20 protein-coding genes are annotated in these 25,030 nt (G+C 55.1%); 11 read left to right on the plus strand and 9 right to left on the minus strand.

Features of this window, described 5'->3' with window-relative positions; genetic code table 11:
- The first annotated feature begins 14 nt into the window (after positions 1 to 14).
- The 3 genes from ACFQPC_RS02390 (at position 15) to ACFQPC_RS02400 (ending at position 4,314) form a co-directional block, all read left to right on the plus strand.
- A complete protein-coding gene (locus ACFQPC_RS02390; protein WP_382270045.1) occupies positions 15 to 3,110 on the plus strand; it encodes a sensor histidine kinase in 3,096 nt (1,031 codons plus the stop codon).
- The gene (locus ACFQPC_RS02395; protein WP_382270046.1) at positions 3,110 to 3,739 is read left to right on the plus strand and encodes a response regulator; all 630 of its coding nucleotides are present in this window, start codon (positions 3,110 to 3,112) and stop codon (positions 3,737 to 3,739) included. Before ACFQPC_RS02390 ends, ACFQPC_RS02395 begins: the two co-directional genes overlap by 1 nt.
- Positions 3,740 to 3,861: 122 nt before the next feature.
- On the plus strand, positions 3,862 to 4,314 hold the full coding sequence (locus ACFQPC_RS02400) for a helix-turn-helix transcriptional regulator (protein ID WP_382270047.1): 453 nt from the start codon (positions 3,862 to 3,864) through the stop codon (positions 4,312 to 4,314).
- Between the two features lie 198 nt (positions 4,315 to 4,512).
- Here ACFQPC_RS02400 and tal read toward each other — a convergent pair whose 3' ends face one another.
- The 4 genes from tal to pgi form a co-directional block, all read right to left on the minus strand.
- Positions 4,513 to 5,448, minus strand: coding sequence for a transaldolase (gene tal, locus ACFQPC_RS02405; protein ID WP_382270048.1), 936 nt, complete (start codon positions 5,446 to 5,448; stop codon positions 4,513 to 4,515).
- 93 nt (positions 5,449 to 5,541) lie between these two features.
- A complete protein-coding gene (locus ACFQPC_RS02410) occupies positions 5,542 to 6,402 on the minus strand; it encodes a MurR/RpiR family transcriptional regulator (RefSeq protein WP_382270049.1) in 861 nt (286 codons plus the stop codon).
- Positions 6,403 to 6,417: 15 nt separating this feature from the next.
- A complete protein-coding gene (zwf, locus tag ACFQPC_RS02415; RefSeq protein WP_382270050.1) occupies positions 6,418 to 7,887 on the minus strand; it encodes a glucose-6-phosphate dehydrogenase in 1,470 nt (489 codons plus the stop codon).
- Positions 7,888 to 7,932: 45 nt separating this feature from the next.
- Positions 7,933 to 9,573 (minus strand): glucose-6-phosphate isomerase, encoded by a 1,641-nt coding sequence (gene pgi / locus ACFQPC_RS02420; protein ID WP_382270051.1) that lies wholly within the window; start codon positions 9,571 to 9,573, stop codon positions 7,933 to 7,935.
- Positions 9,574 to 9,890: 317 nt separating this feature from the next.
- On the opposite strand from pgi, the gene edd reads away from it, so the two are divergent.
- The 4 genes from edd to rpiA all read left to right on the plus strand — a co-directional run bounded on the left by edd (position 9,891) and on the right by rpiA (position 15,145).
- Complete coding sequence (edd, locus tag ACFQPC_RS02425; protein WP_382270052.1) at positions 9,891 to 11,819, plus strand: phosphogluconate dehydratase; 1,929 nt, start codon at positions 9,891 to 9,893, stop codon at positions 11,817 to 11,819.
- Positions 11,820 to 11,821: 2 nt separating this feature from the next.
- Positions 11,822 to 12,442 carry a bifunctional 4-hydroxy-2-oxoglutarate aldolase/2-dehydro-3-deoxy-phosphogluconate aldolase gene (gene eda / locus ACFQPC_RS02430; protein WP_382270053.1) on the plus strand — a complete coding sequence of 207 codons (621 nt, stop codon included), beginning with the start codon at positions 11,822 to 11,824 and terminating at the stop codon, positions 12,440 to 12,442.
- A 163-nt stretch (positions 12,443 to 12,605) separates the two neighbouring features.
- A complete protein-coding gene (locus tag ACFQPC_RS02435; RefSeq protein ID WP_382270054.1) occupies positions 12,606 to 14,360 on the plus strand; it encodes a cation:proton antiporter in 1,755 nt (584 codons plus the stop codon).
- Positions 14,361 to 14,473: 113 nt separating this feature from the next.
- Positions 14,474 to 15,145: a ribose-5-phosphate isomerase RpiA gene (gene rpiA, locus ACFQPC_RS02440; protein WP_382270055.1), complete on the plus strand. Its 672-nt coding sequence runs from the start codon at positions 14,474 to 14,476 to the stop codon at positions 15,143 to 15,145.
- 52 nt (positions 15,146 to 15,197) lie between these two features.
- On the opposite strand, the gene ACFQPC_RS02445 is transcribed toward rpiA, so the two are convergent.
- From ACFQPC_RS02445 to ACFQPC_RS02460, 4 genes are all read right to left on the minus strand, one after another.
- Positions 15,198 to 17,291 carry a putative bifunctional diguanylate cyclase/phosphodiesterase gene (locus ACFQPC_RS02445; RefSeq protein ID WP_382270056.1) on the minus strand — a complete coding sequence of 698 codons (2,094 nt, stop codon included), beginning with the start codon at positions 17,289 to 17,291 and terminating at the stop codon, positions 15,198 to 15,200.
- Between the two features lie 181 nt (positions 17,292 to 17,472).
- Positions 17,473 to 18,339: an MBL fold metallo-hydrolase gene (locus tag ACFQPC_RS02450; RefSeq protein WP_382270057.1), complete on the minus strand. Its 867-nt coding sequence runs from the start codon at positions 18,337 to 18,339 to the stop codon at positions 17,473 to 17,475.
- A 106-nt stretch (positions 18,340 to 18,445) separates the two neighbouring features.
- Complete coding sequence (locus ACFQPC_RS02455) at positions 18,446 to 18,616, minus strand: hypothetical protein (protein WP_187148327.1); 171 nt, start codon at positions 18,614 to 18,616, stop codon at positions 18,446 to 18,448.
- 56 nt (positions 18,617 to 18,672) lie between these two features.
- Entirely contained in the window at positions 18,673 to 19,002 is a 330-nt protein-coding gene (locus ACFQPC_RS02460) for a putative quinol monooxygenase (RefSeq protein WP_382270058.1), read from the minus strand.
- A 233-nt stretch (positions 19,003 to 19,235) separates the two neighbouring features.
- Between ACFQPC_RS02460 and ACFQPC_RS02465 the strand changes: the two genes are divergently transcribed.
- From ACFQPC_RS02465 to ACFQPC_RS02475, 3 genes are all read left to right on the plus strand, one after another.
- Positions 19,236 to 20,486 (plus strand): Hsp70 family protein, encoded by a 1,251-nt coding sequence (locus ACFQPC_RS02465; protein ID WP_382270059.1) that lies wholly within the window; start codon positions 19,236 to 19,238, stop codon positions 20,484 to 20,486.
- 265 nt (positions 20,487 to 20,751) lie between these two features.
- The gene (locus ACFQPC_RS02470) at positions 20,752 to 22,206 is read left to right on the plus strand and encodes a Ppx/GppA phosphatase family protein (RefSeq protein WP_382270060.1); all 1,455 of its coding nucleotides are present in this window, start codon (positions 20,752 to 20,754) and stop codon (positions 22,204 to 22,206) included.
- 82 nt (positions 22,207 to 22,288) lie between these two features.
- Positions 22,289 to 22,888: a DedA family protein gene (locus ACFQPC_RS02475; RefSeq protein ID WP_382270061.1), complete on the plus strand. Its 600-nt coding sequence runs from the start codon at positions 22,289 to 22,291 to the stop codon at positions 22,886 to 22,888.
- Positions 22,889 to 22,902: 14 nt separating this feature from the next.
- Here the strand turns inward: ACFQPC_RS02475 and ACFQPC_RS02480 are convergent, their stop codons facing one another.
- Positions 22,903 to 24,021 carry an ABC transporter substrate-binding protein gene (locus ACFQPC_RS02480; RefSeq protein ID WP_382270062.1) on the minus strand — a complete coding sequence of 373 codons (1,119 nt, stop codon included), beginning with the start codon at positions 24,019 to 24,021 and terminating at the stop codon, positions 22,903 to 22,905.
- A gap of 193 nt (positions 24,022 to 24,214) precedes the next feature.
- On the opposite strand from ACFQPC_RS02480, the gene ACFQPC_RS02485 reads away from it, so the two are divergent.
- Positions 24,215 to 24,874, plus strand: coding sequence for a hypothetical protein (locus ACFQPC_RS02485; RefSeq protein WP_382270063.1), 660 nt, complete (start codon positions 24,215 to 24,217; stop codon positions 24,872 to 24,874).
- Positions 24,875 to 25,030: the final 156 nt, after the last annotated feature.

Below are 25,030 nucleotides of genomic sequence, written 5' to 3' on the forward strand. Positions count from 1 at the left end.
AATGACGGATAGCCATGACCTTATTCCAGCAATTGGTGGCAAAGATACGCAGGGCTGCCGGGAACGGGCGTGCTGCCATCACTTTGGGCCGGGGATACCTTCTTCCGCATTTAATTACGCTATGCATGCTGCTGGCCAGCGCAGAAGTACTGGCAACAGGCACTTCATCGTTGGGGCATCTGGAGCATAGGCGCTGGTTGGCGGCCGACGGTGGCCCGAGTCAGGTCGGCGCGATCGCACAAACACGCGACGGTTACCTCTGGTTGGGTACCAACGATTCCTTGTATCGTTTCGATGGGTCCCGCTTTATTCGCTATGAAACGCCCGACCGTAAGGCACTGGGGATAGTGTCGTCGTTACTGGCGGACGGAGATGACCTTTGGGTCGGGATGCGCGCTGGTGGCGTAACCCTGATAAGGGCAGGTGACGCACACCGTTTTGCGCCGGATATCAATCTTCCCGGTGGCGCCATCTACAGTTTGGCGCGCGATCGCAAAGCGCAGATATGGGCCGCGGCCGATGACGGCCTGGCGCGTTTTGACGGCAAGAGCTGGCAGCATATTTCACTCGATTGGAAGTTTCCAGGACGTAAAGCGCGTGCGGTCTTTGCTGACCGTAGCGGGGTAATCTGGGCCGCGAATGAAAATCGCCTTTTTTATTTGCCGGAAGATGGCCGCGCATTCATCGATACGGGTCTGTCCGTCGACGGTGTGAGTAATATCACCCAGGCGGCAGATGGGTCAATCTGGTTTGCCGGGCGTTACAGTGGAAAACTGCATCGTGTCGTGCTCGCCGCCGGGAAGTTGACCATCAGCAGTGCGCGCGATATTTCGTCCAGCGGCATGTTGTTTGATCGCACCGGCAGCTTATGGATCAGTACGCTGGGACATGGATTGAAATACGTCGCCGCACCTTCTAATCTCAATGCATTAGGTACACGGGAAAATTTTTCCAGCAAGGATGGTTTAAGTTCGGATTACGTCTGGCCAATGCTGGAAGACCGTGATGGCAATGTGTGGATAGGAACCAATGCGGGCCTGGATCGATTCCGTAAGCGCGCCCTGATGCCTGCCGATTTTCCATTGGATGCACTGAATTATGCTTTGGTGGCGGGTGTTGACGGTAGCCTGTGGGCTGGCAGTAGCAATCGTCCTGCGATGAGATTAAATGGAAAAAATGTGCATGTGCTCGGGATGCCTGCGCCCACTACTAGCGCTATGCGTGATAGCGCGGGCCATATCTGGATGGCTGGCCCGGGTGGCATATGGCGCTCGCAAGGAGAGCGTCTGGTTTTTGTCGCTCCCTTACCGGCAGGAGCCCCGGCAGATTCTTCTGTGCGGGCGATGGCGCATGATGCTGCCGGTAGTTTATGGGTGGCGATTAATCGTCTCGGACTTTTTAAACTGCAGGCGGGTGTATGGGAGCAGATGCCTGCGCCGACAAATGCATCCAGCCAGTTGATGCCGGTGGTGGCGGCCGCGGATCTGCAAGGACGCTTATGGTTCGGTTATCGCGATAATCTGCTGGTGATGCGTGAGGCTCAAAAGGAACGTCGCTGGGGTAAAGATGACGGCCTCAATATAGGGCATATAACGGCAATTTCGCCGCAACGATCACGGATATGGATAGGTGGCCAGCACGGCATAGGCTACATTGAGGGAGAGCGGTTTTATCCGTTGCCCATGCCGGCTAACGGCTTGTTCGACAATATATACGCGATCCTTGCGGTGCCGAAGGAAAGTGGTGAGGATTTGTGGCTGCACACCAAGGCAGGGATATTCGAGTTGACCAGGGCAGAGCAGGAGCGCGCACTGGCTGATCCTGCTTATCAGATTCGCTACCGTTCTTACAATTTGATGGGTGGCCTGGCAAACGATCCATATCAGGTTTTACCATTGCCGACAGCAGTGCGTACCGGAGATGGACGGCTATGGTTTTCCACTAGCAACGGTGTCATGTGGATCGATCCGGCACGGCCGCGACAGGACGATGCCGTACCTGAAGTCACTATCGAGTCTGTCAATGTCGATGGCGCATATCTCGATGCAACTACGCCAAGCCTGCTTGCATCGAATGCACAGCGCATTGTTATAGATTACGCTGCGCTCAGTTTGTCGGCGCCTGAGAGTCTCTCTTTTCGTTATCGCCTCGATGGTTACGATCTGGATTGGCACGATGCAGGTCGGCAGGGGGAAGCAATTTATACAGCCCTCGCGGCTGGTGAGTACCGGTTTCGTGTGCTGGCATATAACAAGGACGGCCTGCCAAGTTCACAAGAAGCGGTATTTTCTTTCACTATTCCACAAGTGTTCTACAAGCGGCCGTTATTCCTGTTCATGATCGCCGCCGCGATTTTTGCGCTGCTATTCTTTTTCTACCGGATCAATGCGCGACGGGCAGCAGAGCACGTGCGTGCAAGATTGGAAGAAAGGCACGCCGAACGTGAACGTATCGCACGGGAATTACACGATACTCTGTTGCAAGGTGTTTACGGTTTGATATTACGTTTTCAGGCCGTTGCGCAATCAATTCCAAATGATCATGCAGCACGTATTGGTTTGGAAAAGGCTTTGGATCGTGCGGATGAAGTTCTGAACGAGGGACGTGATAGGGTCCGCGATTTGCGGAATGATGTGGTAACTGGCGATTTGCATGATTGTATACAGGCGCTGGGTGTAAGCCTGGCATATGACGGGAGTGCTCAATTCAACTTGATAATCCGTGGTACGCCATCTCCGTTAAAAGAATCGGTCAAGGATGAAATATACCGAATAGCACATGAGGCAATTAACAATGCATTCAGGCATGCCCGGGCCCAACGGGTGAATGTAAGAATTGAATATTCATTCTTCTTTTTCCGTATGAATATCAGCGATGACGGCATTGGAATGAACCAGGCATACATCAATATTAAAGGGCGCCCGGACCATTGGGGCTTGCGCGGCATGTATGAGCGGGCGCGCAAGATAAATGCAGTGCTGACGATTAATAGCAGTGTGGATACCGGCACCAGTATCCGGCTCAGGCTGACGGCCAGGTCGGCGTATCGGAATATCATGCGGCGCTGGCTGGGAGCCGCCTTACCCAAGAAAAAAGAAAGTGATGTGTGATGATTGGAGACAAAGTGATCCGGGTACTTGTTGCTGATGACCATCCGTTGATGCTGGAAGGGATAGCCGCAGTGATAGGAAGCCAGGAAGATATGCAACTGGTAGGTGAGGCGGCAGATGGTATTGAAGCGCTCTCCTCGTACCGTACTTTACAGCCGGATGTGACCTTAATAGACCTGCAAATGCCGAAGGCAAATGGTATAGATGCCGTACGCATGATACGGGCGGAATTTCCATTCGCATGCATTGCGATATTGACGACCTACAGCGGTGACGTACGCGCATTACATGCAATCAAGGCCGGGGCGCAGGGATATCTGCTTAAAAGCGCCTTACGCAAGGAGTTATGCGATGCGATAAGGGTGCTGGCGAGTGGTCAGCGCTATTTTCCGCCGGAAATTTCAAATGAACTGATGGCTTATCTGGGACAGGATTGTCTTAGCCCGCGTGAAATCCAGGTTTTGAAGCTGATAGCGCAAGGTTTTAGCAATAGGCAGATTGCCGTGCAATTGGTATTGACCGAAGATACTATCAAAGGACACCTGCGCAGTATTATGGACAAGTTGGGTGCTAACAACCGTACACATGCGGTAACTATCGGTATTGAGCGCGGTTTTATAGAATTGTAGTTTTTAGTGTAAACCACACTTAAGTGTAGTTTTACTTCCCCCAGCCAGGAGCTTTTCGGCAATGGCTTACACACGCATCATCCTCGCTTGTGACTATCGCGTCATGTTAACAGGAGTAATTCGTGCAGACCATTCAGCCTCGCAGTTCTTCCGTATGCCATAAACGCCTCAATACAGATATCCCTTTTTGGGAAGATGTCTCCCCTACTAAAGGGTGCAGAAAAACGCTACTTAGCGTTAGGCAAATCCGCAATCTGAACACGTACATTGATGAACGAATGGCGACACGAATCAGGACGATGGATCTGGCTGCAGATCTGGGATTGAGCGTGAGTCATTTTTCAAGAATATTTAAACAGACTACGGGCACTTCACCGCGTATCTATATTTTGCGACGGCGCATTGCAGGTGCTTGCGCCACCATGCTGCTATCTGATTTGCATTTGACCGATATTGCGTATATGTACGGCTTCTGCGATCAATCACATTTTAATCGTGCCTTTAATTTTGCTAATGGCATATCTCCATTAGAGTGGCGCAGGGTGCAAAGAAAAGTGGTTTCAAGTTTCCGCTGACACTTGGGAGATTTGTATCCGAAAGCATTGCAGGGAATGCGGTATCACAGTGGGTTAGGCCAGCAGGAAGGTCGTGCATTTGCTGTTTGCGCAGGCAGACGCAAAACAACGCGATTCAATTTGTATATGAATGCAAGCGAGCAAGCTCACGCTTGCCCGCTTAATCAAAATCAACTTGCCTGTATGGGCAAGGTCTGTCTACTTTACCGACTCAATCAATTTATCCAGCTTCACCGCATCAACACAGAATGCACGTATGCCTTCTGCCAGCTTCTCGGTCGCCATAGCATCGTCATTCAGCAGGCTGCGGAAGGTTTTTTCATCCAGCGTGAGCTTGACGATGTCTGCATTCTTCGCTTCTGCCGGCACCAGTTTGCGTGTCAGCGGTGCGTCGGTTTCTGCGAGTTTCTGCAAGAGTTCGGGGCTGATGGTCAGCAGGTCGCAACCGGCGAGTTCGATGATTTGCGATGTGTTGCGGAAGCTGGCGCCCATGACTTCGGTGTCGTAACCGAACTTGCGGTAGTAGGTGTAGATGCGCTTGACCGATTGCACGCCCGGATCATCTGCACCGGTGTAGTCGGTGCCGGTCGATTTTTTGTACCAGTCGTAGATGCGGCCGACGAAAGGCGAGATCAGCTGGACCCGTGCATCGGCGCAGGCGATCGCTTGCGGCAGCGAGAACAGCAGGGTCAGGTTGCAGTGTATGCCTTCTTTTTCCAATACCTGCGCTGCACGTATGCCTTCCCATGTGGATGCAATCTTGATCAGGACGCGGTCGCGTGAAATGCCGGCGGCTTCATACAGGCGGATCAGGGTACGGCCTTTTTCTATCGAACCTTCAGTGTCGAAAGACAGGCGCGCATCGGTTTCGGTGGAAACACGGCCCGGGATGACTTTCAGGATTTCCTGACCGAAGGCGACCAGCAGGTGGTCGACGATTTCATTCGTGCTTTTGCCTGCGTGATCGCGCGCGACCTTTTCCATGATGGGCCTGTACTCATCTTTTTGTACGGCCTTCAGGATCAGCGATGGATTGGTGGTTGCATCTTGCGGTGCAAATGCCTTGATCGACTGGAAATCGCCTGTGTCGGCAACAATGGTGGTGTATTGCTTCAGTTGTTCGAGTTGGTTCATGGCACGCTAATGAGTTGGCTGTAAATGAAGGTATTGACAACCTTATTGTACGCAATGTTTCGCCATCTTTGCTGCTGCCGGCGCAGGCAAATTTTAGGGTGCTTGCAGGAAGGAATCGAATTGCAGGTCGAATTTTTGCAGCGCCTTTTGCGCATTGAGCATTTTCTTGCGGCGTTCAGGGCTCAGGCGTAGTGCCAGTCCCACTGCCAGGATGTCGATCACGACGAGGTGCGCGAGGCGTGCCGAGATCGGGGTGTAGGGATCGGTATGGAATTGCAGGTCGATCGGGATCAGGACCGTGGCCAGTTCGGCCAGCGGTGTGCCGCTCGGTGCCAGCACGACGATAGCGGCGCCTGAACTGCGTGCCAGTTGCACACTGCGCAGCAGCGACAGGCTGCTGCCGCGTTGCGAGATGGCGACCACCACATCGCCTTTCTTTAACAGCGAAGCGGCGATGCTGTGGATGTGCGGATCGGAGTAAGCAACGGTCGGAACGCCGGAACGAAAGAATTTATGCTGCGCATCGGCGGCGATGATGCCGGAAGTACCCTGGCCGTAAAATTCTATGGTGTTGGCACGGCCCAGCACTTGCAGTGCTTGTTCAATTGCATTCGCATCCAGGCTGTTGCGCAGGTCGAGCAGGGTGTTGATCGAACGATTGCAGACCTTGTCGACCAGATCTGCCGCCATGTCTTCCAGCATCGGCGCTTCGTCGCCGGTGCCGGGGGAGAGTGCAAGCCCTTGTGCCAGCTTGAGCTTGAAAGCCTGCCAGCCGTCGAAACCGATGGCGCGACAAAAGCGCACCACGGTCGGTTCCGATACTTCGGCTTTTTTAGCGAGTGCAGTGATGTTTTCCGCAATCGCCAGTTCAGGCTGTTCCAATACGGCCAGCGCGACTTTCTTTTCCGATTTGGAAAGCGAGTCGTATTGCGTGCGTATTGAATCGAGCAACATGCGCTTGTGTTCCGCTTATTCCGGCAAGGCTTCTTCGCGCCACTGCAGGCCATCACGCCCGATCAGTGAGCTGGAGGCGGCAGGGCCCCAGGTACCGGATGCATACGGCAAAGGTTCATTGCCTTCCTGTTCCCAGTAGCGCAGCACCGGTTCCACCCATTCCCACGCGGCTTCCAGTTCATCACTGCGCATGAACAGTGTCAACTGGCCGCGCAAGACGTCCAGCAGCAGGCGTTCATACGCATCCATGCGCGGTGCCTTGAAGGTTTCGGCGAAGTCGAGTTCCAGTTCCACCGGTTTCAGGCGCATGCCGTCGCCCGGTGTCTTTGCCATCAGGTTCAGTTGCAGACCGTCGTCCGGTTGCAGGCGGATGACCAGGCAGTTCGGCTGGAAGCTGCTGGTAGATTGTGCAAAGATCGAATGCGGGATCGATTTGAAGCGCACCACGATTTCTGCCAATTGATCGGCCATGCGCTTGCCGGTACGCAGGTAGAAAGGCACACCGGCCCAGCGCCAGGTATCGATCTCGGCTTTGACCGCAACAAAGGTTTCAGTATTTGAATCAGGATCTGCGTTCTTTTCCTGGCGATATGCCGGCACCGCCACGCCATCTACATGGCCGGCGCGGTATTGGCCGCGCACCACATTCTTGGCCAGTGTGTTTTGCGTGAATGGTTTCAGCGAACGTAGTACTTTCAGCTTTTCATCACGCACCGCATCCGGTGTCACCGACAGTGGCGGTTCCATTGCGACGATACACAGCAGCTGCAGCAAATGGTTTTGCATCATGTCGCGCAAGGCACCCGAAGTTTCGTAGTAACCCATGCGATTGCCGACGCCCAGCTCTTCCGCAATCGTGATCTGTACATCGGAAATCCATTCGCGACGCCACAGGGGTTCGAACAAGACATTGCCGAAGCGCAGTGCCAGCAGGTTCTGTACCGCTTCCTTGCCGAGGTAATGGTCAATCCGGTAAATCTGCGATTCCTTGAAGACCTGGCTGACTTCCTGGTTGATTTGCTTGGCGCTGGCGAGGTCGCGGCCCAAAGGTTTTTCCAGTACGACGCGCGTTTGTTCGGTGGCCAGGCCGCGGGCCGACAGGTTGTGGCAAATCTTGGCGAACAGGGTAGGCGGTGTCGCCAGGTAAAACACGCGGGTAATCGCGCTGCTATCGCGCAATACATCGTTCAGAGGCTGATATGTGCTTGCATCGCTGGCGTCCAGCGCAACGTATTTGATGCGAGCACAGAATTTTTCCCACACGGCCTGATTGAAAGTCTTTTCATTGATATGCGATTTGGCGTTTTCATTGACGGTCTCAATGAATTCCGCAGCTGTGCGCGCGTTGCGCCCGACGCAGATGATCTGTGCGGTGGCGGGTAAATCGCCGGCACGGTCACGTGCATACAGTGCAGGAATCAGCTTGCGCATCGACAGGTCGCCGCCGCCGCCAAACAAGACAAGGTCAAAATCAGTAAGAGCCATGATAGGAGTGTGAATGAGGTAAATGTTCGTCAGAACGTCGTTGTTTTACAGTGCAGCCCTGGCCCGTGCGATCAAGCCATTGGTCGAGCTGTCGTGTTGCTCGGGTTTGGCTTTATCGCCCAGTTCGGCTGCGATGTTTTTGGCCAGCACCTTGCCCAACTCTACGCCCCATTGATCAAAACTGTTGATACCCCAGATTGCGCCCTGTACAAACACTTTGTGTTCATATAGCGCGATCAGCGCACCGAGTGCGCCCGGATTCAGGGTATCCATCAGGATGGTATTGCTGGGACGATTGCCGGGGAAAATGCGGTGTGGCAATAATTTGTCGATCTCGGCAGCAGGCAAACCCTGCGCCTGCATATCGGCGCGTACTTCTTCGGCATTCTTGCCGCGCATGAAGGCTTCGGATTGTGCGAAGCAATTTGCCAGCAACAGGACCTGGTGCTGTTCCAGTGCATGTGTAGGCTTGAGTGCGGCAATGAAGTCGACCGCCATGATGTCCGTGCCCTGGTGCAGCAGCTGGAAGTAGGCATGCTGGCCATTGGTGCCGACATCGCCCCAGATGACCGGGCAGGTTGTAGTGCTGGTTTTGGCACCATCCACTTGCACGCTCTTGCCGTTACTTTCCATTTCCAATTGCTGCAGGTAACCCGGGAACAGGCGTAAATCCTGATGATAGGGCGCGATCGAAATCGAGCTGCTACCGAGGAAATTGCGGTTCCAGATACCGATCAGCGCGAGGATGACAGGCAGGTTTTGTTCCAGCGGTGTGTCCTGGAAATGCCGGTCCATTGCATGCGCACCGGCGAGGAACTCCTTGAAGCCTTCCGTGCCGATTGCAAGCATCAGCGCCAGCCCGATGGCCGACCATACCGAATAGCGACCGCCTACCCAATCCCAGAACGGGAACATGTTTTCCGGTGCAATACCGAAGGCTTGTACCGCATCCAGATGGGTGGAGACGGCAACGAAGTGTTTGCTTAAATCGTTTTCCGTCGCGTGGTGCAGGAACCAGGCCCGTGCCGACTGCGCATTCATCATGGTTTCGGCAGTATTGAAACCTTTGGAAGCGATGATGAATAAAGTGGTGGCCGGATTGATGCGCGACAGCAGGGCATCGAGGTCGTGTCCGTCTACATTCGAGACGAAGTGCGTGTTCAGGCGCGGATGGGCAAACGAGCGCAGCGCCTGGCAAGTCATCTTCGGGCCGAGATAGGACCCGCCGATGCCGATATTGACGATGTCGGTGATCTCGCGATCATCGTAGCCACGCCATGTGCCGGAACGTACGCGTTCACTGAATGCAGCCATGCGGTCCAGTACTTCGTGTATTTCCGGGATGATGTCTTGTTGCCCGAGCAGCAGCGTTTCATTGCGCGGCTTGCGCAGCGCGGTGTGCAGCACGGCGCGATGTTCGGTGCGATTGACTTCCTTGCCGGCAAACATGGCGTCGCGTTGTGCTTCGACTTCGGTTTCGCGGGCCAGTGCGTACAGCAATGTCATCGTCTTGTCATCGACAATATTTTTTGAGTAATCAAGGAACAGGCCGGCGCCTTCGACGGATAATTTGTCAAAGCGGGCAGGGTCTTGCGCAAATAAATGACGGACCTGGCGGCCTTTGTTTTCAGTATGGTGCTGTTGCAGCGCCTGGAAGGCGGCAGTAGCGGTAAGGGTCGTGCGCATGGGCGTTATATGCGATCTATGGTTGGTTTTAACTATACATTAGTTTATGGTAATTTCACTACAAATAAATTTACGAGCAGCAACGCATGGCATTAAATATGTAACGCTGCTTGTTTGTAGTGAGCCTGTAACGGATACCTGCTAGCGAGGAAAGTTCAATCTGATCTTATAATTCCCCGATTTGCCGCGGGAGCTTGCAGGAATGAATTTCCGGCGCTGCATGTAGTCATAGCTTTTCACGCGCAAACAAAAAATGCCGATAGTTCGATGCAATTTATTGTAGTAAAATTTCAAAACTGTTTTTCAAGGGATTCAATATGTCGCTCCATCCTGTTGTGACGGCTGTAACCGCAAGGATAGTAGAGCGTAGCCGACCGTATCGTGCTGCCTACCTGCAACGCCTGGAAAATACGCGTCAAAAGGGTGTGCATCGCAGTACGCTGTCCTGTACCAACCTGGCGCACGGTTTTGCCGCCGCCCCGCAGAATGACAAGCTGGTGCTCAAGCAGCAAACCGCACCATCGATAGCCATCGTTTCCGCCTATAACGATATGTTGTCGGCGCACCAGCCCTTTGAACGCTTCCCGCACATCATCAAGGATGCGGTACGCAAGGCCGGTGGCGTGGCACAGTTTGCCGGCGGCGTGCCGGCGATGTGCGATGGTATTACGCAGGGGCAACCAGGCATGGAGCTGTCGCTGTTTTCGCGCGACACGATTGCGATGTCGACCGCGATTGCCTTGTCCCACAATATGTTCGACGCCGCCTTGTACCTCGGTGTGTGCGACAAGATCGTGCCGGGACTGGTGATAGGCGCGCTGCATTTCGGTCATTTGCCGGCGGTATTCGTACCGGCGGGACCGATGACCAGCGGCATGTCGAATCCGGAAAAAGCCAAGATACGCCAGCTTTACGCACAGGGAAAAATCGGCCGTGACGCCTTGCTGGAAGCCGAAGGGCAGTCCTACCACGATGCCGGTACCTGTACTTTCTACGGCACCGCAAACAGTAATCAAATGTTGATGGAAGTGATGGGCCTGCATTTGCCGGGTGCCGCTTTCATTACACCCAATACCCCTTTACGTGATGCCCTGACCGCCCATGCGGCCCAGCGCGCGGTCGAGATCAGTGCGCAAGGCAAGAGCTTCACGCCTATCGGCCGCCTGGTCGATGAAAAAACCATCGTCAATGCCGTGGTCGCCCTGTTGGCGACCGGCGGCTCGACTAATCACACCCTGCATCTGGTGGCGATGGCGAAGGCGGCCGGTATCGTGATTGACTGGAATGACTTCGACGCACTGTCGGCGATTGCACCGCTGGTCGCGCGTATTTATCCGAATGGCGACGCCGACGTGAATCATTTCCACGCCGCTGGTGGCACCGGCTTCGTGATCCGTGAATTGCTGGATGCAGGGCTGTTGCATGATGATGTGCTGACTATCCTGGGCCGTGGTTTGCGCGCCCATGCCGCAGAACCGTTCCTGCAGGGCGAGCAAGTGGTCTGGCAGCCGGCGCCTGCAGTCAGCGGCAATACGGATGTACTGCGCACTGCCGCTGATCCATTCTCCGGCGACGGCGGTATGAAGCTGCTGTCCGGTAACCTGGGGCGTGCGGTGGTCAAGGTTTCCGCGGTCAAGGTCCAGCATCGCATCGTGCGTGCGCCGGCCATCGTGTTTGATTCGCAGGAAGCGTTCATGCATGCCTACCAGGCCGGTGAGCTGAACCGCGACTTCATTGCGGTGCTGCGCCACCAGGGGCCGCGCGCGAACGGCATGCCGGAGTTGCATGCGTTGACACCGGCACTGGGTAGCCTGCAGGATGCGGGGCGTCATGTCGCACTGGTGACCGATGGCCGCATGTCCGGTGCATCGGGCAAGGTGCCGGCGGCAATCCACGTTTCGCCGGAAGTATTGGCGGGCGGTCCTTTGGGACGTGTGCGCGATGGCGACATCATCGAATTAAATGCGGAAACCGGCGTGCTGCAGGCACTGGTGCCGGAAGCGGAATGGGCGGCGCGCGGGGTGGAACCGGCTGACCTGTCGCAAAATGAAATCGGCATGGGGCGGGAATTGTTTGCGATGTTCCGCCATGTGGTGAGTGCGGCGGAAGATGGCGCCACCACCTTCGGCCTGCCGCCGCCATTGCTGGAAACCGACGAAGATAAACCGACCAATACGCTGGCTGTGCCCGACGATGAACCTTTCGTCGATGAAGATAATCTGATTGAGCGTCCGATAGGAAACTGAATATGAATCTGCTGGAAATCATGCGTGCGTCGCCGGTCATCCCGGTGATTGCAATCGACGACCTGACACATGCCGTACCCTTGGCGCGCGCGCTGGTGGCCGGCGGCATCCGGGTGTTGGAAGTCACCTTGCGTACACAGCATGGCCTGGCGGCCATCCGGGCGATTGCCGAACAGGTACCGGAAGCAATACTCGGCGTCGGCACGCTGACCCGCTCCGAAGACTTTGCCGCGGCGCGTGATGCCGGTGCGGTGTTTGGTGTGTCGCCGGGCCTGACCAGGGAATTGATCCAGGGCTCGCTGGCCAGTGGTTTGCCATTGTTGCCGGGCGTGATGACACCGTCCGAAGTAATGGCGGCGCGCGAAGCCGGCTTCCACCAATTGAAACTGTTCCCGGCAGTACCGGCGGGTGGCGTCGGCATGCTGAATGCGATTGCCGGACCCTTGCCGGATGTACTGTTTTGCCCGACCGGCGGGATTTCGCAAGAGACGGCGGCGCAGTTCCTGGCTTGCAAGAACGTGGCCTGCGTTGGCGGTTCGTGGCTGACGCCGAAGGATGCATTGGCGGCCGGGGATTGGGGGCGTGTGACCGCGCTGGCCAAAGCCGCTGCCGGCCTGAAGTAATTTCATTTGAAAAGCCGCCTTGAGCGGCTTTTTTTATGGCCTGTGGTGCCGGCTGTCAGCAATCCTCATGGACATCACCGGCATCTGTGTGTAAGGTGAAGTCAGCCACATCGCATCACGCCTCAGTCCGCACTGCTATAGAAACACGACGAAAGTTCAATCTATGCATGGAGCTGAATTTATTCAGGATCTGGCGGTGATCATGTTGATCGCCGGTATCGTCACGATCATATTCCATCACTTCAGGCAGCCGGTTGTCCTTGGCTACATCCTCGCCGGTGTCATCATCGGCCCGCATACCCCGCCATTCGAACTGATACAGGATGACCGCACCATCAAGATCGTCGCCGAGCTGGGCGTCGTATTCCTGATGTTTTCGCTGGGGCTGGAGTTCAATCTCAAGAAACTTAGCCGTGTCGGGGTGACCGCGTTTATTGCGGCGTTTGGCGAGATCGTACTGATGACCTGGATCGGCTATGAGATAGGGCGTTACTTCGGCTGGAATACCATGGATGCGCTGTTCCTCGGCGCGATGCTGGCGATTTCGTCCACGACCATCATCATCAAGGCGCTGGATGAGCTGGGCCTCAAGCATGAACGTTTCGCCCAATTGATTTTCGGTATCCTGATCGTCGAGGATGTCCTGGCGATAGGCATGATCGCGCTCTTGTCCGGTATCGCGATGAATGGTTCGGTCGATGCCGGCGATGTCTTCGTCACGGTAGGCAAGCTATCCTTGTTCATGATCGTGACGCTGGTGCTCGGTTTGTTGCTGGTGCCGCGCATACTGGCCTATGTCGCTAAATTCAAAAGCAATGAAGTATTCCTGATTACGGTGCTGGGCTTGTGTTTCGGCTTTTGCCTGTTGGTATTGCAGATGGAGTACAGCATTGCGCTGGGCGCCTTCATGATAGGTGCAATCATGGCCGAGGCGCGGCAGCTGCATTTGATCGAACGCCTGATCGCCCCGATACGCGATATGTTCAGCGCATTGTTCTTTGTCGGCGTCGGCTTGCTGTTCAATCCGACCGTGCTGGTCACCTACGCCTGGCCGATTGCACTGATTACCGTCGCGGTGGTACTGGGCAAGGTCTTTGCCTGCGGCCTCGGGACTTTTGTCGCCGGTAACGATGGCCGGACCTCGATGCGGGTCGGCATGGGCTTGTCGCAGATAGGTGAGTTTTCCTTCATCATCGCTTCGCTCGGCCTGACCTTGCAGGTCACCAGCGAATTCCTGTATCCGATCGTGGTGGCGGTTTCAGCTGTCACTACGTTGCTGACGCCTTACCTGATCAAGTGGGCCGATCCGGTCTCGTTGCGCGCCGCGAACGCGATGCCGGACGGCATCAGCCGCCTGGCCAATCGCTATACCGCATGGCTGCAGCATACGCAGCCGGATGGCGATCGTGCCGCCTTGTTCAAGATCGTGCTGCGTATCGTGGCGCAGGTGATCGTCAATTGCGCGATGACAGCGGCGGTATTCCTTGCCGGTATTTACATCTTTGGCGTGATTGAAAAACACCTGGCCGGTTCCATCGCCGATGAACATACACAAAAAGCCATCGTATTCGGCGGGGCGCTGGCTTTGTCCCTGCCTTTCCTGATTGCGACCTATCGCAAGCTCAATGCCTTGAGCCAGTTACTGGCGGAGATCGTAATCGGTGACGGTGGGCGCTTTGTCCACGGTTTGCGGCGTTTGATTTCTGAAGTGATACCCCTGTTGTCGATCTTCGGCATCCTGCTGCTGATAGGCTTGTTGAGTGCGCGCATCCTGCCGCCGACCAATATCCTGATGCTGCTTTTGCTGGCCGCTGCAATCATGACGGCCTTGCTGTGGAAGACTTTCATACGCTGGCATACACGCCTGCAAATAGCCTTGTTCGAGACGCTGGAGCATCCGGACCACGAAAAAGCTTGATAGGCTGATAAGGTAGCAAGCCATGATGGCGGCATTTTTGCCGCATTTCGGACTGGGCCGGCGGGGCTTCCGGTAAAATAGCCAGCTTCTCCAGACTTTTTCCTGCATAGCTCATGACTCAAGACGAAATGAAACAAGCGGTGGCGCGTGCTGCCATCGATTACGTAGTGGCGGGTGAAATCATCGGTGTCGGCACCGGTTCCACGGCCAATTTCTTCATTGATGAATTGGGCAAGATCAAGGATCGCATCAAGGGCGCGGTCGCTTCATCCGAAGCGACGGCAGAACGCCTGCGTGCGCACGGCATTACCATTTTCGATTTGAACGATATCGATTCGATGTCGGTATATATCGACGGTGCGGATGAAATCACTGCACAAGGCGCGATGATCAAAGGCGGTGGTGCCGCCCTGACGCGTGAAAAAATCGTGGCTTCGGTCGCCAAGAAATTTGTCTGTATCGCTGATGGTTCCAAGCTGGTCGACAAGCTGGGCAAGTTTCCGCTGCCGGTGGAAGTGATCCCGATGGCGCAGGCGGTGGTGGCACGCAAGTTGGCCGCACTTGGCGGCGAGCCGCGTTTGCGCGTGAAAGACGGCAAAGCGGTCGTCACTGATAACGGTTGCTACATCATCGATGTGCTGGGTTTGCAGATTGAAGATCCGGCGACGCTCGAAGCGCAGATCAACGATATCGTCGGCGTGGTGACGGTAGGCTTGTTTGCCCGTCGTGGTGCCGACATCGCTTTGCTCGGTACTGCCGATGGCGTCAATAGCCTGACATTCTGAAGCTGCTTCACATCTTTAATTCACATCTGTAAAGGCAGCCTGTCGCCCAAACTTATTGCGTGAGTAAATCCACGAAATTTTTGTTTGGCACAGGCTTGCTCATCAAATATCCCTGGCCTTCGTCGCAACCATTGGCCAGCAGGAACTGGAATTGATCTTCGGTTTCTATTCCTTCGGCCAGCACGGTCAGGTTCAAATTCCTTCCCAGTGAAATAATCGCTTTCACAATCGCCGCACTGTCCTGGTCGGTCGCAATATCGCGCACGAAGGATTGGTCTATCTTCAGCGTATCGACCGGGAAGCGCTTCAGGTAGCTGAGGCTGGAATAACCGGTACCGAAATCATCGAGCGATATCTTGACGCCCAGGCTACGTAACCGTGTCAACAGCGCAAACGATTTTTCGACATCGGTGGTCATCACGCTTTCGGTAATTTCCAGTTCCAGGTACTGCGCTTCGAGGCCGGTCTCTGTGAGTATGCGTTCCACCATTTCAACGATATCGCCGCGCGCCAGTTGCCGTGGCGACAGGTTGACGGAAATCGGAATGGGCGGGTAACCGGCATCCTGCCACGCACGATTCTGGCGGCAGGCGGTGCGCAAGACCCATTCGCCGAGCGGGATGATGAGGCCGGTTTCTTCCGCCAGCGGAATGAAGCTGGCCGGCGATACCATGCCGGAGTGCGCGCTATTCCAGCGCACCAGGGCTTCCGCCCCTATGATTTGATGGCTGGCGAGGCTGACTTTCGGTTGATAGTGCAACACAAAATCTTCATTCGTAATCGCCTGGCGCAAGCGGTTCAGCAATTCCAGGCGATCGGTGACCGAGCTATTCATTTCGGCCGAGAAGTACTGGAAGTTATTGCGTCCGAGTTCCTTCGCCTTGTACATCGCCGAGTCCGCATTCTTCAGCAGGGTTTCGGCATCGCGCCCGTCATCCGGACACAGCGTGAGGCCTATGCTGCAAGTGATCTGGAATTCGAGGTCATTGGCTTTCCACGGTTGCGAGACTTCATGCAGCACGCGTTGCATGGTGTGGGTAATCGCTTCTTCATTCGGCTGGTCGGTCAGCAGCAATACGAATTCATCGCCACCCTGGCGCGCCACGGTATCGCTTTCGCGCAGGCAGGAAGTCAGGCGTTGCGCGGTAATCTTGAGCAATTCATCGCCGACCTGGTGACCCAGGCTGTCATTGATGAATTTGAATTGATCCAGGTCGAGGAAGGCAATTGCCGTCAGCTTGCCGTAACGTTCGGAATGCAGCACTGCTTGTTGCATGCGGTCGTAGAGCAGGGTGCGATTCGGCAAACCGGTCAGCGCATCATGCGTCGCCTGGAACTGGATTTCCGCCTCATGCAATTTGCGTTCTGTGATGGCTTCCACCGTACCTTCGAAGAATAGCAAGGTGCCGTCATTGTTGTAGACCGAACGTGCGTTTTCTGAAATCCAGATGACTTCACCGTTGCGCCGGTGTACACGTGATTCAAAATTGGTGACCACGCCATGCTTGCTCATCAGGCGCTTGAATTCGAGGCGACGTTGCGGGTCGACGTAGACCTGGTTATCAATGTCGCGCAGCGTGGAAATCAATTCCTGCGGGCTGTCATAGCCGTACATGCGGGCGAGGGCGGGATTGACTGCGAGATAACCATCGTTGGGCGTCGACTGGTAAATCCCTTCGATCGCATTTTCAAAGATGCTGCGGTAGCGACGTTCCGCTTCACGTAATGCTTCATCCGCCTGCTTGCGTTCGGTCACGTCCTGGATAAAGCCTTCGAGGATGTCCCAGGTGTCATGTGAAATATTGGTGCCGCGTTCCCACACGTGGCGGATGCTGCCGTCGGCGCGCACGATGCGGTATTCGATATCGAAGCGGCGGTTATTCTGTACCGCTTCAAGTATCGTGTCGCGCACATGCTGGCGGTCATCCGGATGGGTAATCTGGTCATAAGACACGCGGCTATTGAAGAGCAAATCTTCTTCGGTGTAGCCGGTCAGCGCAAAGCAGCCTTCGCTGACGAACTCCATGGTCCAGTGGGCATCGAGACGGCAACGGTAGACCATGCCTTCCAGGTTGGCCAGCAAGGTGCTGAGCAAACGGGCTTGCAATGTCGGGTCAGCAGGGTGGGATGGCATGGAGAGCAACATGTTGGGATGCGGTATCTTAAATCACGAAGGCTTCCGGTTCCAGATATCCGGCGGGTCAGCTTATCGCTCAGGTAAATGCCTATTTTCAGGCAAATGACCATTTCTTCATAGCAATATTGATGCCATCGAAAGCAGTCGTTGTGCGCACCAAAATAGTGCGTTGCACTATGGCGAAATGTTGTTACCCTGGCAGCGTATTGAGTGGGATTTTCAGATAACGGATGCCATTGTCGTCGGCCGGAGGGAGGTTGCCGGCGCGGATATTGACCTGGATCGCTGGCAGGATCAGTGTCGGCATGCCCAGCGTCTTGTCGCGTGCGGTACGCATGGCGACAAATTCGTCGGCACTGACGCCGGTGCGGATGTGGATGTTCGTGGTGCGCTGCCTGGCGACCGTGGTTTCCCATGCCGGTGCGCGTTCATCGGGCGGATAGTCATGGCACATGAACAAGCGTGTCTGGTCGGGGAAGCTGAGGATTTTTTGTATCGAGCGATACATCGTATGTGCATCACCGCCGGGAAAGTCGCAGCGTGCAGTACCGGCATCCGGCATGAAGAGGGTGTCGCCGACAAAGATTGCATCACCGATGTGATAAGCCATATCCGCCGGTGTATGACCGGGCACATACAGGGCTTGCGCCGGCAGCTTGCCGATATGGAAAACTTCGTCTTCTTCGAACAGGTGATCGAATTGCGAGCCATCGAATTTGAATGAATCTTCAAGATTGAAAATGTCATCAAAGACGCGCTGGACCTTGGTAATCATGCGACCGATGGCAATGCGGCCGCCCAGTTTTTGCTTGATATAGGGAGCGGCGGACAGGTGGTCGGCATGCGCGTGGGTTTCCAGTATCCATTCGACGCTCAAGCCTTGCTGCTGCACGAACTGGATGACTTTATCGGCCGAGCCGGTACTGGTGTGGCCGGATTTCGGATCGTAATCAAGTACCGAGTCGATGATGGCGCAAGCCGATTCATGCGCGGCATGCACGACGTAGCTGACGGTACCGGTTTCATGGTCGAAGAAGGCGTGCACGACAGGTGGCATGGGCGATTCCTCGCAGGGAGTCAGGCAATGAATGTGCAGCGGAGGCCGGGCAGGGCGCCGCGGCCGGCCGGATGAAAGACGGGTGCACCAGGCACCCGTTGTGATATCAGCGTGGCTTGTCGGCGATTTCCCGCGCCATGCGGTCTTGCCGGTCGTAGAAATCCAGCGTGCCGATATCGCCGCTATTGCGTTGCCTGGACGGGACCAGATGCTCGATGTCGGCCATCAGCTCGTCATCGATCTCCATATCCTCTTCGCTACCCCAACTCGTATTCATAAATCCTCCGTAAGCCGGTATTTTACGACGCAGGCACGCAAACGGCTAGTTCGGCGCTAACCCAATGAGTCCGGCACTTCGCCGCTGCCCGGCAGCTTGGCCGCCAGTATGGTCAGTTTTTCAATGGCCGGTGGTTTTGCCAACAACTGTGTAGCGACTTCTCCCAGTGCCGCAGCAATGGCGCCATCGATATGGGCTTGCCGTCCGCTTTCGTTTTCGAACGCATCGAAGATAAGGAAGGTACCGGCATTGAGCTTGACTGCGAACCAGGCCACCGTTGCAGGTTCTCCCAGTGCGTACGGCAGTTGCGCACGCAGGAATTCTTCCAGTTCCTTTTCCTTGCCCGGTTTGGCTTCCAGGCGGACTTGCAATCCGACGTTAACCATAATGTGTCTCCTTTATCGTTGGCGATTGGGGTACCCATGTGGTGCAGACAGCTATTTTCATTGCAGGCAATGAAAGAACGACAATTGATTGTAACTCTCTTGGCGCATGCATGCTTTGATACGGCTATGACAACATTCAGTGGCTGGTAACGGGTGGTGCGGGCGAGAAAATAAACACTTGCCGCGGTCTATGACTTATCATCGTGACCCATTTCATTTTCACAGGTTTTTCCATGGCAAACGCATGCGGCGTCGATTTTGGGACGTCGAATTCGACAGTCGGCTGGAGCCGTCCCGGCCACTCGGCACTATTGCAACTGGAAGATGGCAAGGTGACACTGCCGTCGGTTGTTTTCTTTAATGCAGACGAAGAGCAGGTATATTACGGCCGTGCCGCGTTGGCAAATTACCTGCAGGGTTATGAAGGTCGCCTGATGCGCTCGCTCAAGAGCCTGCTCGGCACCAGCCTGATCGATGACCAGACCGAAGTCATGGGCAAGGCCTTGCCGTTCCGTACCTTGCTGACGCAATTCATTGCGGAACTGAAGCATAGGGCGGAGACTGCCGCCGGCCGTGAATTCAGCAGCGTGGTGATGGGGCGTCCGGTGTACTTTGTCGACGGTAATGAAGAAGCCGATATCCTGGCCGAAGATACGCTGTATGAAATCGCGCAATCGGTTGGTTTCAAGGATATTGATTTCCAATATGAACCGATTGCGGCGGCTTTCGATTATGAGTCACAGATAGACAAGGAAGAGCTGGTACTGATCGCCGATATCGGCGGTGGTACCTCCGACTTTTCGCTGGTACGGCTGTCGCCGGAACGGGCGAAGAAGGTGGATCGTCGTGACGATATCCTGGCTACCGGCGGTATCCACATCGGTGGTACCGATTTCGATAAATACCTGAGCCTGACCAGCATCATGCCTTTGCTGGGCTTGGGCAGTCGCCTCAATAACAATACCGAAGTGCCGTCCAGTTATTACTTCAACCTGGCGACCTGGCACACGATTAACCTGGCCTACACGCAAAAGGCCTGGTTGCAGATCAAGGATATTTATCGCGATGCACGTGACAAGGCGAAGCTGGATAGTCTCTTGCACTTGATCGAAAACCGCTCCGGCCATTGGCTGGCGCTGAAGGCGGAAGAGGGCAAGATCGCCCTGTCGTCGGCATTGGAAACGGAATTGCTGCTGGATCGCATCGCACCCAGCACCACGCTGATCTTGCGCCGCGATGAGTTCGATGATGCCATCGACAAGATGGTGAGCTCGGTCGAGGGCACGGTTGCCAAGCTGCTCAAGGATGCCGGTATTGCGGCGGAAGATGTCGATACCGTGGTGTTTACCGGCGGTTCCAGCGGCGTACAACTATTGCGTGAAAAAATCGGCGCCTTGTTGCCGGATGCGCGACGCGTAGAGGGTGACTTGTTTGGCAGCATCGGGGCCGGACTGGCGCTGGACGCGGTCAGGAAATTTGGTTGAAACAGGGATTTGCAAATACTCGCAAATCCTTGTTGGCGATTCGTATTTGAAAATGGTATAAATGATTTGCGCATCTATGATGCGCAATTTTTTTATATGCGCAGGGATGCAAGGAAACGCTGCCTTTATTGCGCGTCGGAATTGTCATCATGCGGTAATAATGCGGGCTTATTGTCACGCACTTTTCACGCGAAAACGCATGGAGTGCATGTGGAGATGCGTAGCCTGTTTTACTATGAAGCAGGCGCGTGATTGAGAGGATGGAATGTTTGCAGCGGTAGATCTCGGTTCGAATAGTTTTCGCCTGCATATAGGACGCCACGACGGCGACACCATGCGCATCATCAAGAGTGCGCGTGATCCGATCCGCCTGGGTGCGGGTTTGGACAGCAAGGGCAATCTGACTGCGGCCGCGATGGCAAGTGCAATTGAATCGCTGGGGCGCTTCAATTCCATCTTGAGTACTTTCCCACTCAGCGCGGTGCGCGTGGTCGCCACCAATACCATCCGTATTGCAAGGAATTCAGCCACCTTCCTGCCGGCGGCGGAAGCGGCCATCGGTTATCCGATAGAAATCATCTCAGGCGAAGAAGAAGGGCGCCTGATTTATATGGGCGTGGCCAGTACCCTGTCGCAGAATGAGCGCCGCCTGGTGCTGGATATCGGTGGTGGTTCAACCGAGGTGATCCTCGGCAAGGGGCCAAAAATTGAACAGGTGGAATCCTTCAGCGTCGGCACTGTGCCGCAAAGCCTGAACTTCTTCCCGAACGGCATCATCAATGCCGAGTCGTTTGATGCGGCAGTACTGTCAGCGCGCTCGCGCTTCGAAGATGCAGTGCCTTTATATAAGCCGGAATTGTGGACGAATGCCTATGGCTCGTCCGGCACCATACGTGCGCTTGCCGATGCCATCAGCAAGAATGGCCTGGGCGATGGCTTGATGTCGTTGAAGAGCCTGGAAGCATTGCGGAAGCGCCTGATCCAGTTCGGCCATGCCGGCAATATCGATTTGATCGGAATGAAGGCTGATCGTGCCGCCAGCATTACCAGCGGCCTGGCGATCCTGATCGCGCTGATGCAGGAATTCAGCATCAAGGTGGTGACGCCGATAGAAGCCGGCCTGCGCATGGGCGTGCTGTGGGATTTGCATTTGCGGGCGACCAAACGGGATCGGCGCGACCAGTCGGCGCGTGATTTCCTGCAACGTTTCAAGGTCGATGAAAAGCGGGCGGAACAGGCGGCCAATGTCGCCAGCGCTTTCTTTGCCCTGCTCAAGCCTAGCGATGACAGCTATGCCAAGTTATTGTTCTGGAGCGGCTTGCTGCACGAAGTCGGGCTGGTGGTATCGCATAGCGGCTATCACAAACACGCCGCGTACATGGTGGGGAATGCCGATTTGCCGGGCTTTACGACACGTGAACAACGTGTGATGAGCAGCCTCGTGCTGGCGCAAAAAGGTAATTTGCGCAAAGTGGCGGATGAACTGGCAGACAGTGATTTCGCCAAGGCGGTACTGGCATTGCGGCTGGCCCTGATGTTCATGCATGCGCGCATCGATGTTGTGATGGATGAGGTGCGTTTGCGCATGAAAAAAGGCATAGAGCTGGAAATCCGCAAGGAGTGGGCGACGCAGCATCCGACTGTTGCCTACTGGATAGAAAAAGAAAAAGAATGCTGGAGTGAAGTCGGCATCGATTTTGCCGTCAAACTCAACAACTAGACTTGTTCAATGTCGTCAGCGCTTGTTCATTCAAGCCTGACGGTTTAGGATGGCCCGTTTTTGATCATTTCAGGAGACGGGTTTGTTCCACAGTATTGTCGATATCGTGTCGCAAGGCGGCTATCTTGGTATTTTCCTGCTGATGCTGGCAGAAAATGTCTTCCCTCCCATCCCTTCCGAATTGATCATGCCGCTGGCCGGCTTTGTCGCCGCCCGTGGCGAATTGAATATATTCATCGTCATACTGGTGGGTACTGCCGGTTCCGTGGTCGGGGCCTTGCCCTGGTATTACGCGGGTGCCCTGTTCGGCAAGGATAGACTGAAGCGCCTTGCAGCCAGGCATGGCCGCTGGCTGACGGTGTCGCCGGGCGATATCGATAAGGCCTCGGCCTGGTTCGAACGGCATGATGCGGCGGCAGTTTTCTTTGGTCGCCTGGTCCCGGCGATACGAACGCTGATCTCGGTTCCGGCCGGTGGCGTGAAAATGCCGATGCTGCCGTTTTTACTGTATTCGACCGTCGGTTCGCTGATCTGGACCAGTTTCCTGGCACTGACCGGTTACTTGCTGCAATCGCAGTATGAAGTGGTACAGCACTATGTGGATCCGGTATCCAAGGCTGTCGTCTACACGGTCATCGCGGTGTACATCTATCGTTTTATCCGCTTCAAGCCACACGGCTAAACACCGTCCCGGGTTTAAAACACCAGGCCGTTCTTCTTGAAGAGTGCAATATCCAGATAGCCGGACAGGTGCCTGCTGTTCGGCGACGCCGTGACCGACAGGCCGCCGAGGTCGATATTCGTATCCTGGTTCATCAATTCCTGTAGTGCCGCCTGGTTACTGCGCTTGCTCCGCTGGATCGCCTTGGCCAGGGTTTTGGCGACCGTAAAGCCTTCCAGTGTCAGCGAGGACGGCGGCTCGTCGCGGTACTTCTTCATCATATTCAAATGCTCAAGCTGGATCGATGACTTGCCGGTATTCGGATTCGGTACCACCTGCGAGAACACGGTCCATTCCACAGCGCGTGCGCCGGCCAGTTCGCGCAGGGTTTCCAGGTTGATCAGCGAGGTACCGGCGACAAAAGTTTGCGGCGCCGAACGGCGGAATTCTTTCAGGAATAGCGACGTGCTGATGGTGTCTGCGATGACGATGACGAAACCCGGCTTGCCTGTAGCCAGGTTGGCGGCTTCCTGTGCATTTTGCTTTTCATTGTTGCCCAGCCTGGCCGCACCGTTCAGTTTCACGCCACGGCCGCGCAATTCTGCCGACAGGTTACGGAAGGCTTGTTGTGCCCACGGTGCATCCTGGTAAGCAATGCCAACATCTGTCATTCCCAGTTGGCTGAAGTGCGACAGGATGTGCCGTACTTCCTGCAGATAGCTGGGACGCCAGAACAGCACGCGCGTGCTATTGAGCTCGACCGTATCCACCAGCGGTGCAAACAGCACCAGGTTGCTGCGTTTGAACGCAGGGGTATTCAATACGGCTTGCGCAGTGCTGTCACCGACGCCGCCGAGCAGGAAGTCGATCTGGTCGCGTTCTATCAGTTCCGTCACCACTTTGGCGGCAACCGTAGCTTGTGCCTGGTCATCCCGGACGATGTAACGGATGCGTTTGCCGTTGACGCCACCGGCGGCATTGAGGGCATCGAAATAGGTTTTGATCCCGGCCACATAGTCGCGACCGACCGAGGCGTTCGGGCTGGACAGGTCGATCGCTTGTCCGACCACGATGGTGTTGGGTTCTTGTGCCGCGGCAGGGCCGGCCAGCAGGAAGGAGGCGGAAGCGATGGCGAAAAGCCGGAAGAGGGTCATGTGTGGAATGGAGTGAGCGTATTTGACCGCAATTCTCGTTTTGAATTATGACGCCTTGATGAATTTGCACATGTTGCAGCGCAACCTTGATGCCGGCATCAGGCTGCTGTTACATTGTCCGTGCGGTATTTTCTTGCAAAAAAGGAATAAACTATATATATTATTTATACTATTAATAATCAAGGAGAAGCTTGTGTCGAACGAAACAGAAGTGAAGGTGGAAGTAAAGCCGGAAGCACCGGTAGCTGCACCAGCCAAAAAAGCAGCGCCAGCGAAAAAAGCGCCGGTAGCCAAGAAAGCCCCGGCCGCAGCGAAGAAAGCAGCAGCCAAAAAAGCAGTCGCCAGCAAAGCGCCGGCTGCCAAAAAAGCGGTAGCTAAAACAGCAGCCAAGCCTGCGGTTAAAACTAAAGCGGCCAATGCAGCCAAAGCGCCTGCAAAAAAAGTCACAGCCAAACCGGCAGCGACCAAGTCGCCTGCAAAGAAAGCTGCAGCTAAGCCGGCCGGCAAACCAGCAGCAAGCAAGCGCGTCAGCAAGCCAGCGGCGAAACCTGCAGTGAAGCCTGTAACCAAGTCGGCATCCAAGCCAGCTACGCCAGTATTGGCCAAGCCGGTTGCGGAAGTAAAAGGCAAAAAAGCCAAGCTGGTACGTGACAGCTTCACCATGCCGGAAATCGAATACCAGGTGTTGAGCGAAGTGAAAAAAGCCTTCCTGAAAGCCGGTGTTGCGGTCAAGAAAAGCGAATTGCTGCGTGCCGGCGTCGCCTTGATCAAAGACCTGGACATGAAGAAACTCAATGCCGTGATCGCCGGTCTGTCGCCACTCAAGGCTGGTCGTCCAAAGAAATCCAAGTAAGTTTTTCTGCTTTTATAGCAAGGCAATCTGCCCCTTGTTTCAGGGCAAGTAAAAACCGGCGCAATGCGCCGGTTTTTCATAGTGTTGTCGTGTCATGAAAATGACATGCTCCTGTCATTTTGCTGAAGTAATCAACAGTTACGCTTCGTTCGTCAT

The organism is Herminiimonas glaciei (genome assembly GCF_042664955.1).
Classification (GTDB): domain Bacteria; phylum Pseudomonadota; class Gammaproteobacteria; order Burkholderiales; family Burkholderiaceae_D; genus Oxalicibacterium; species Oxalicibacterium glaciei.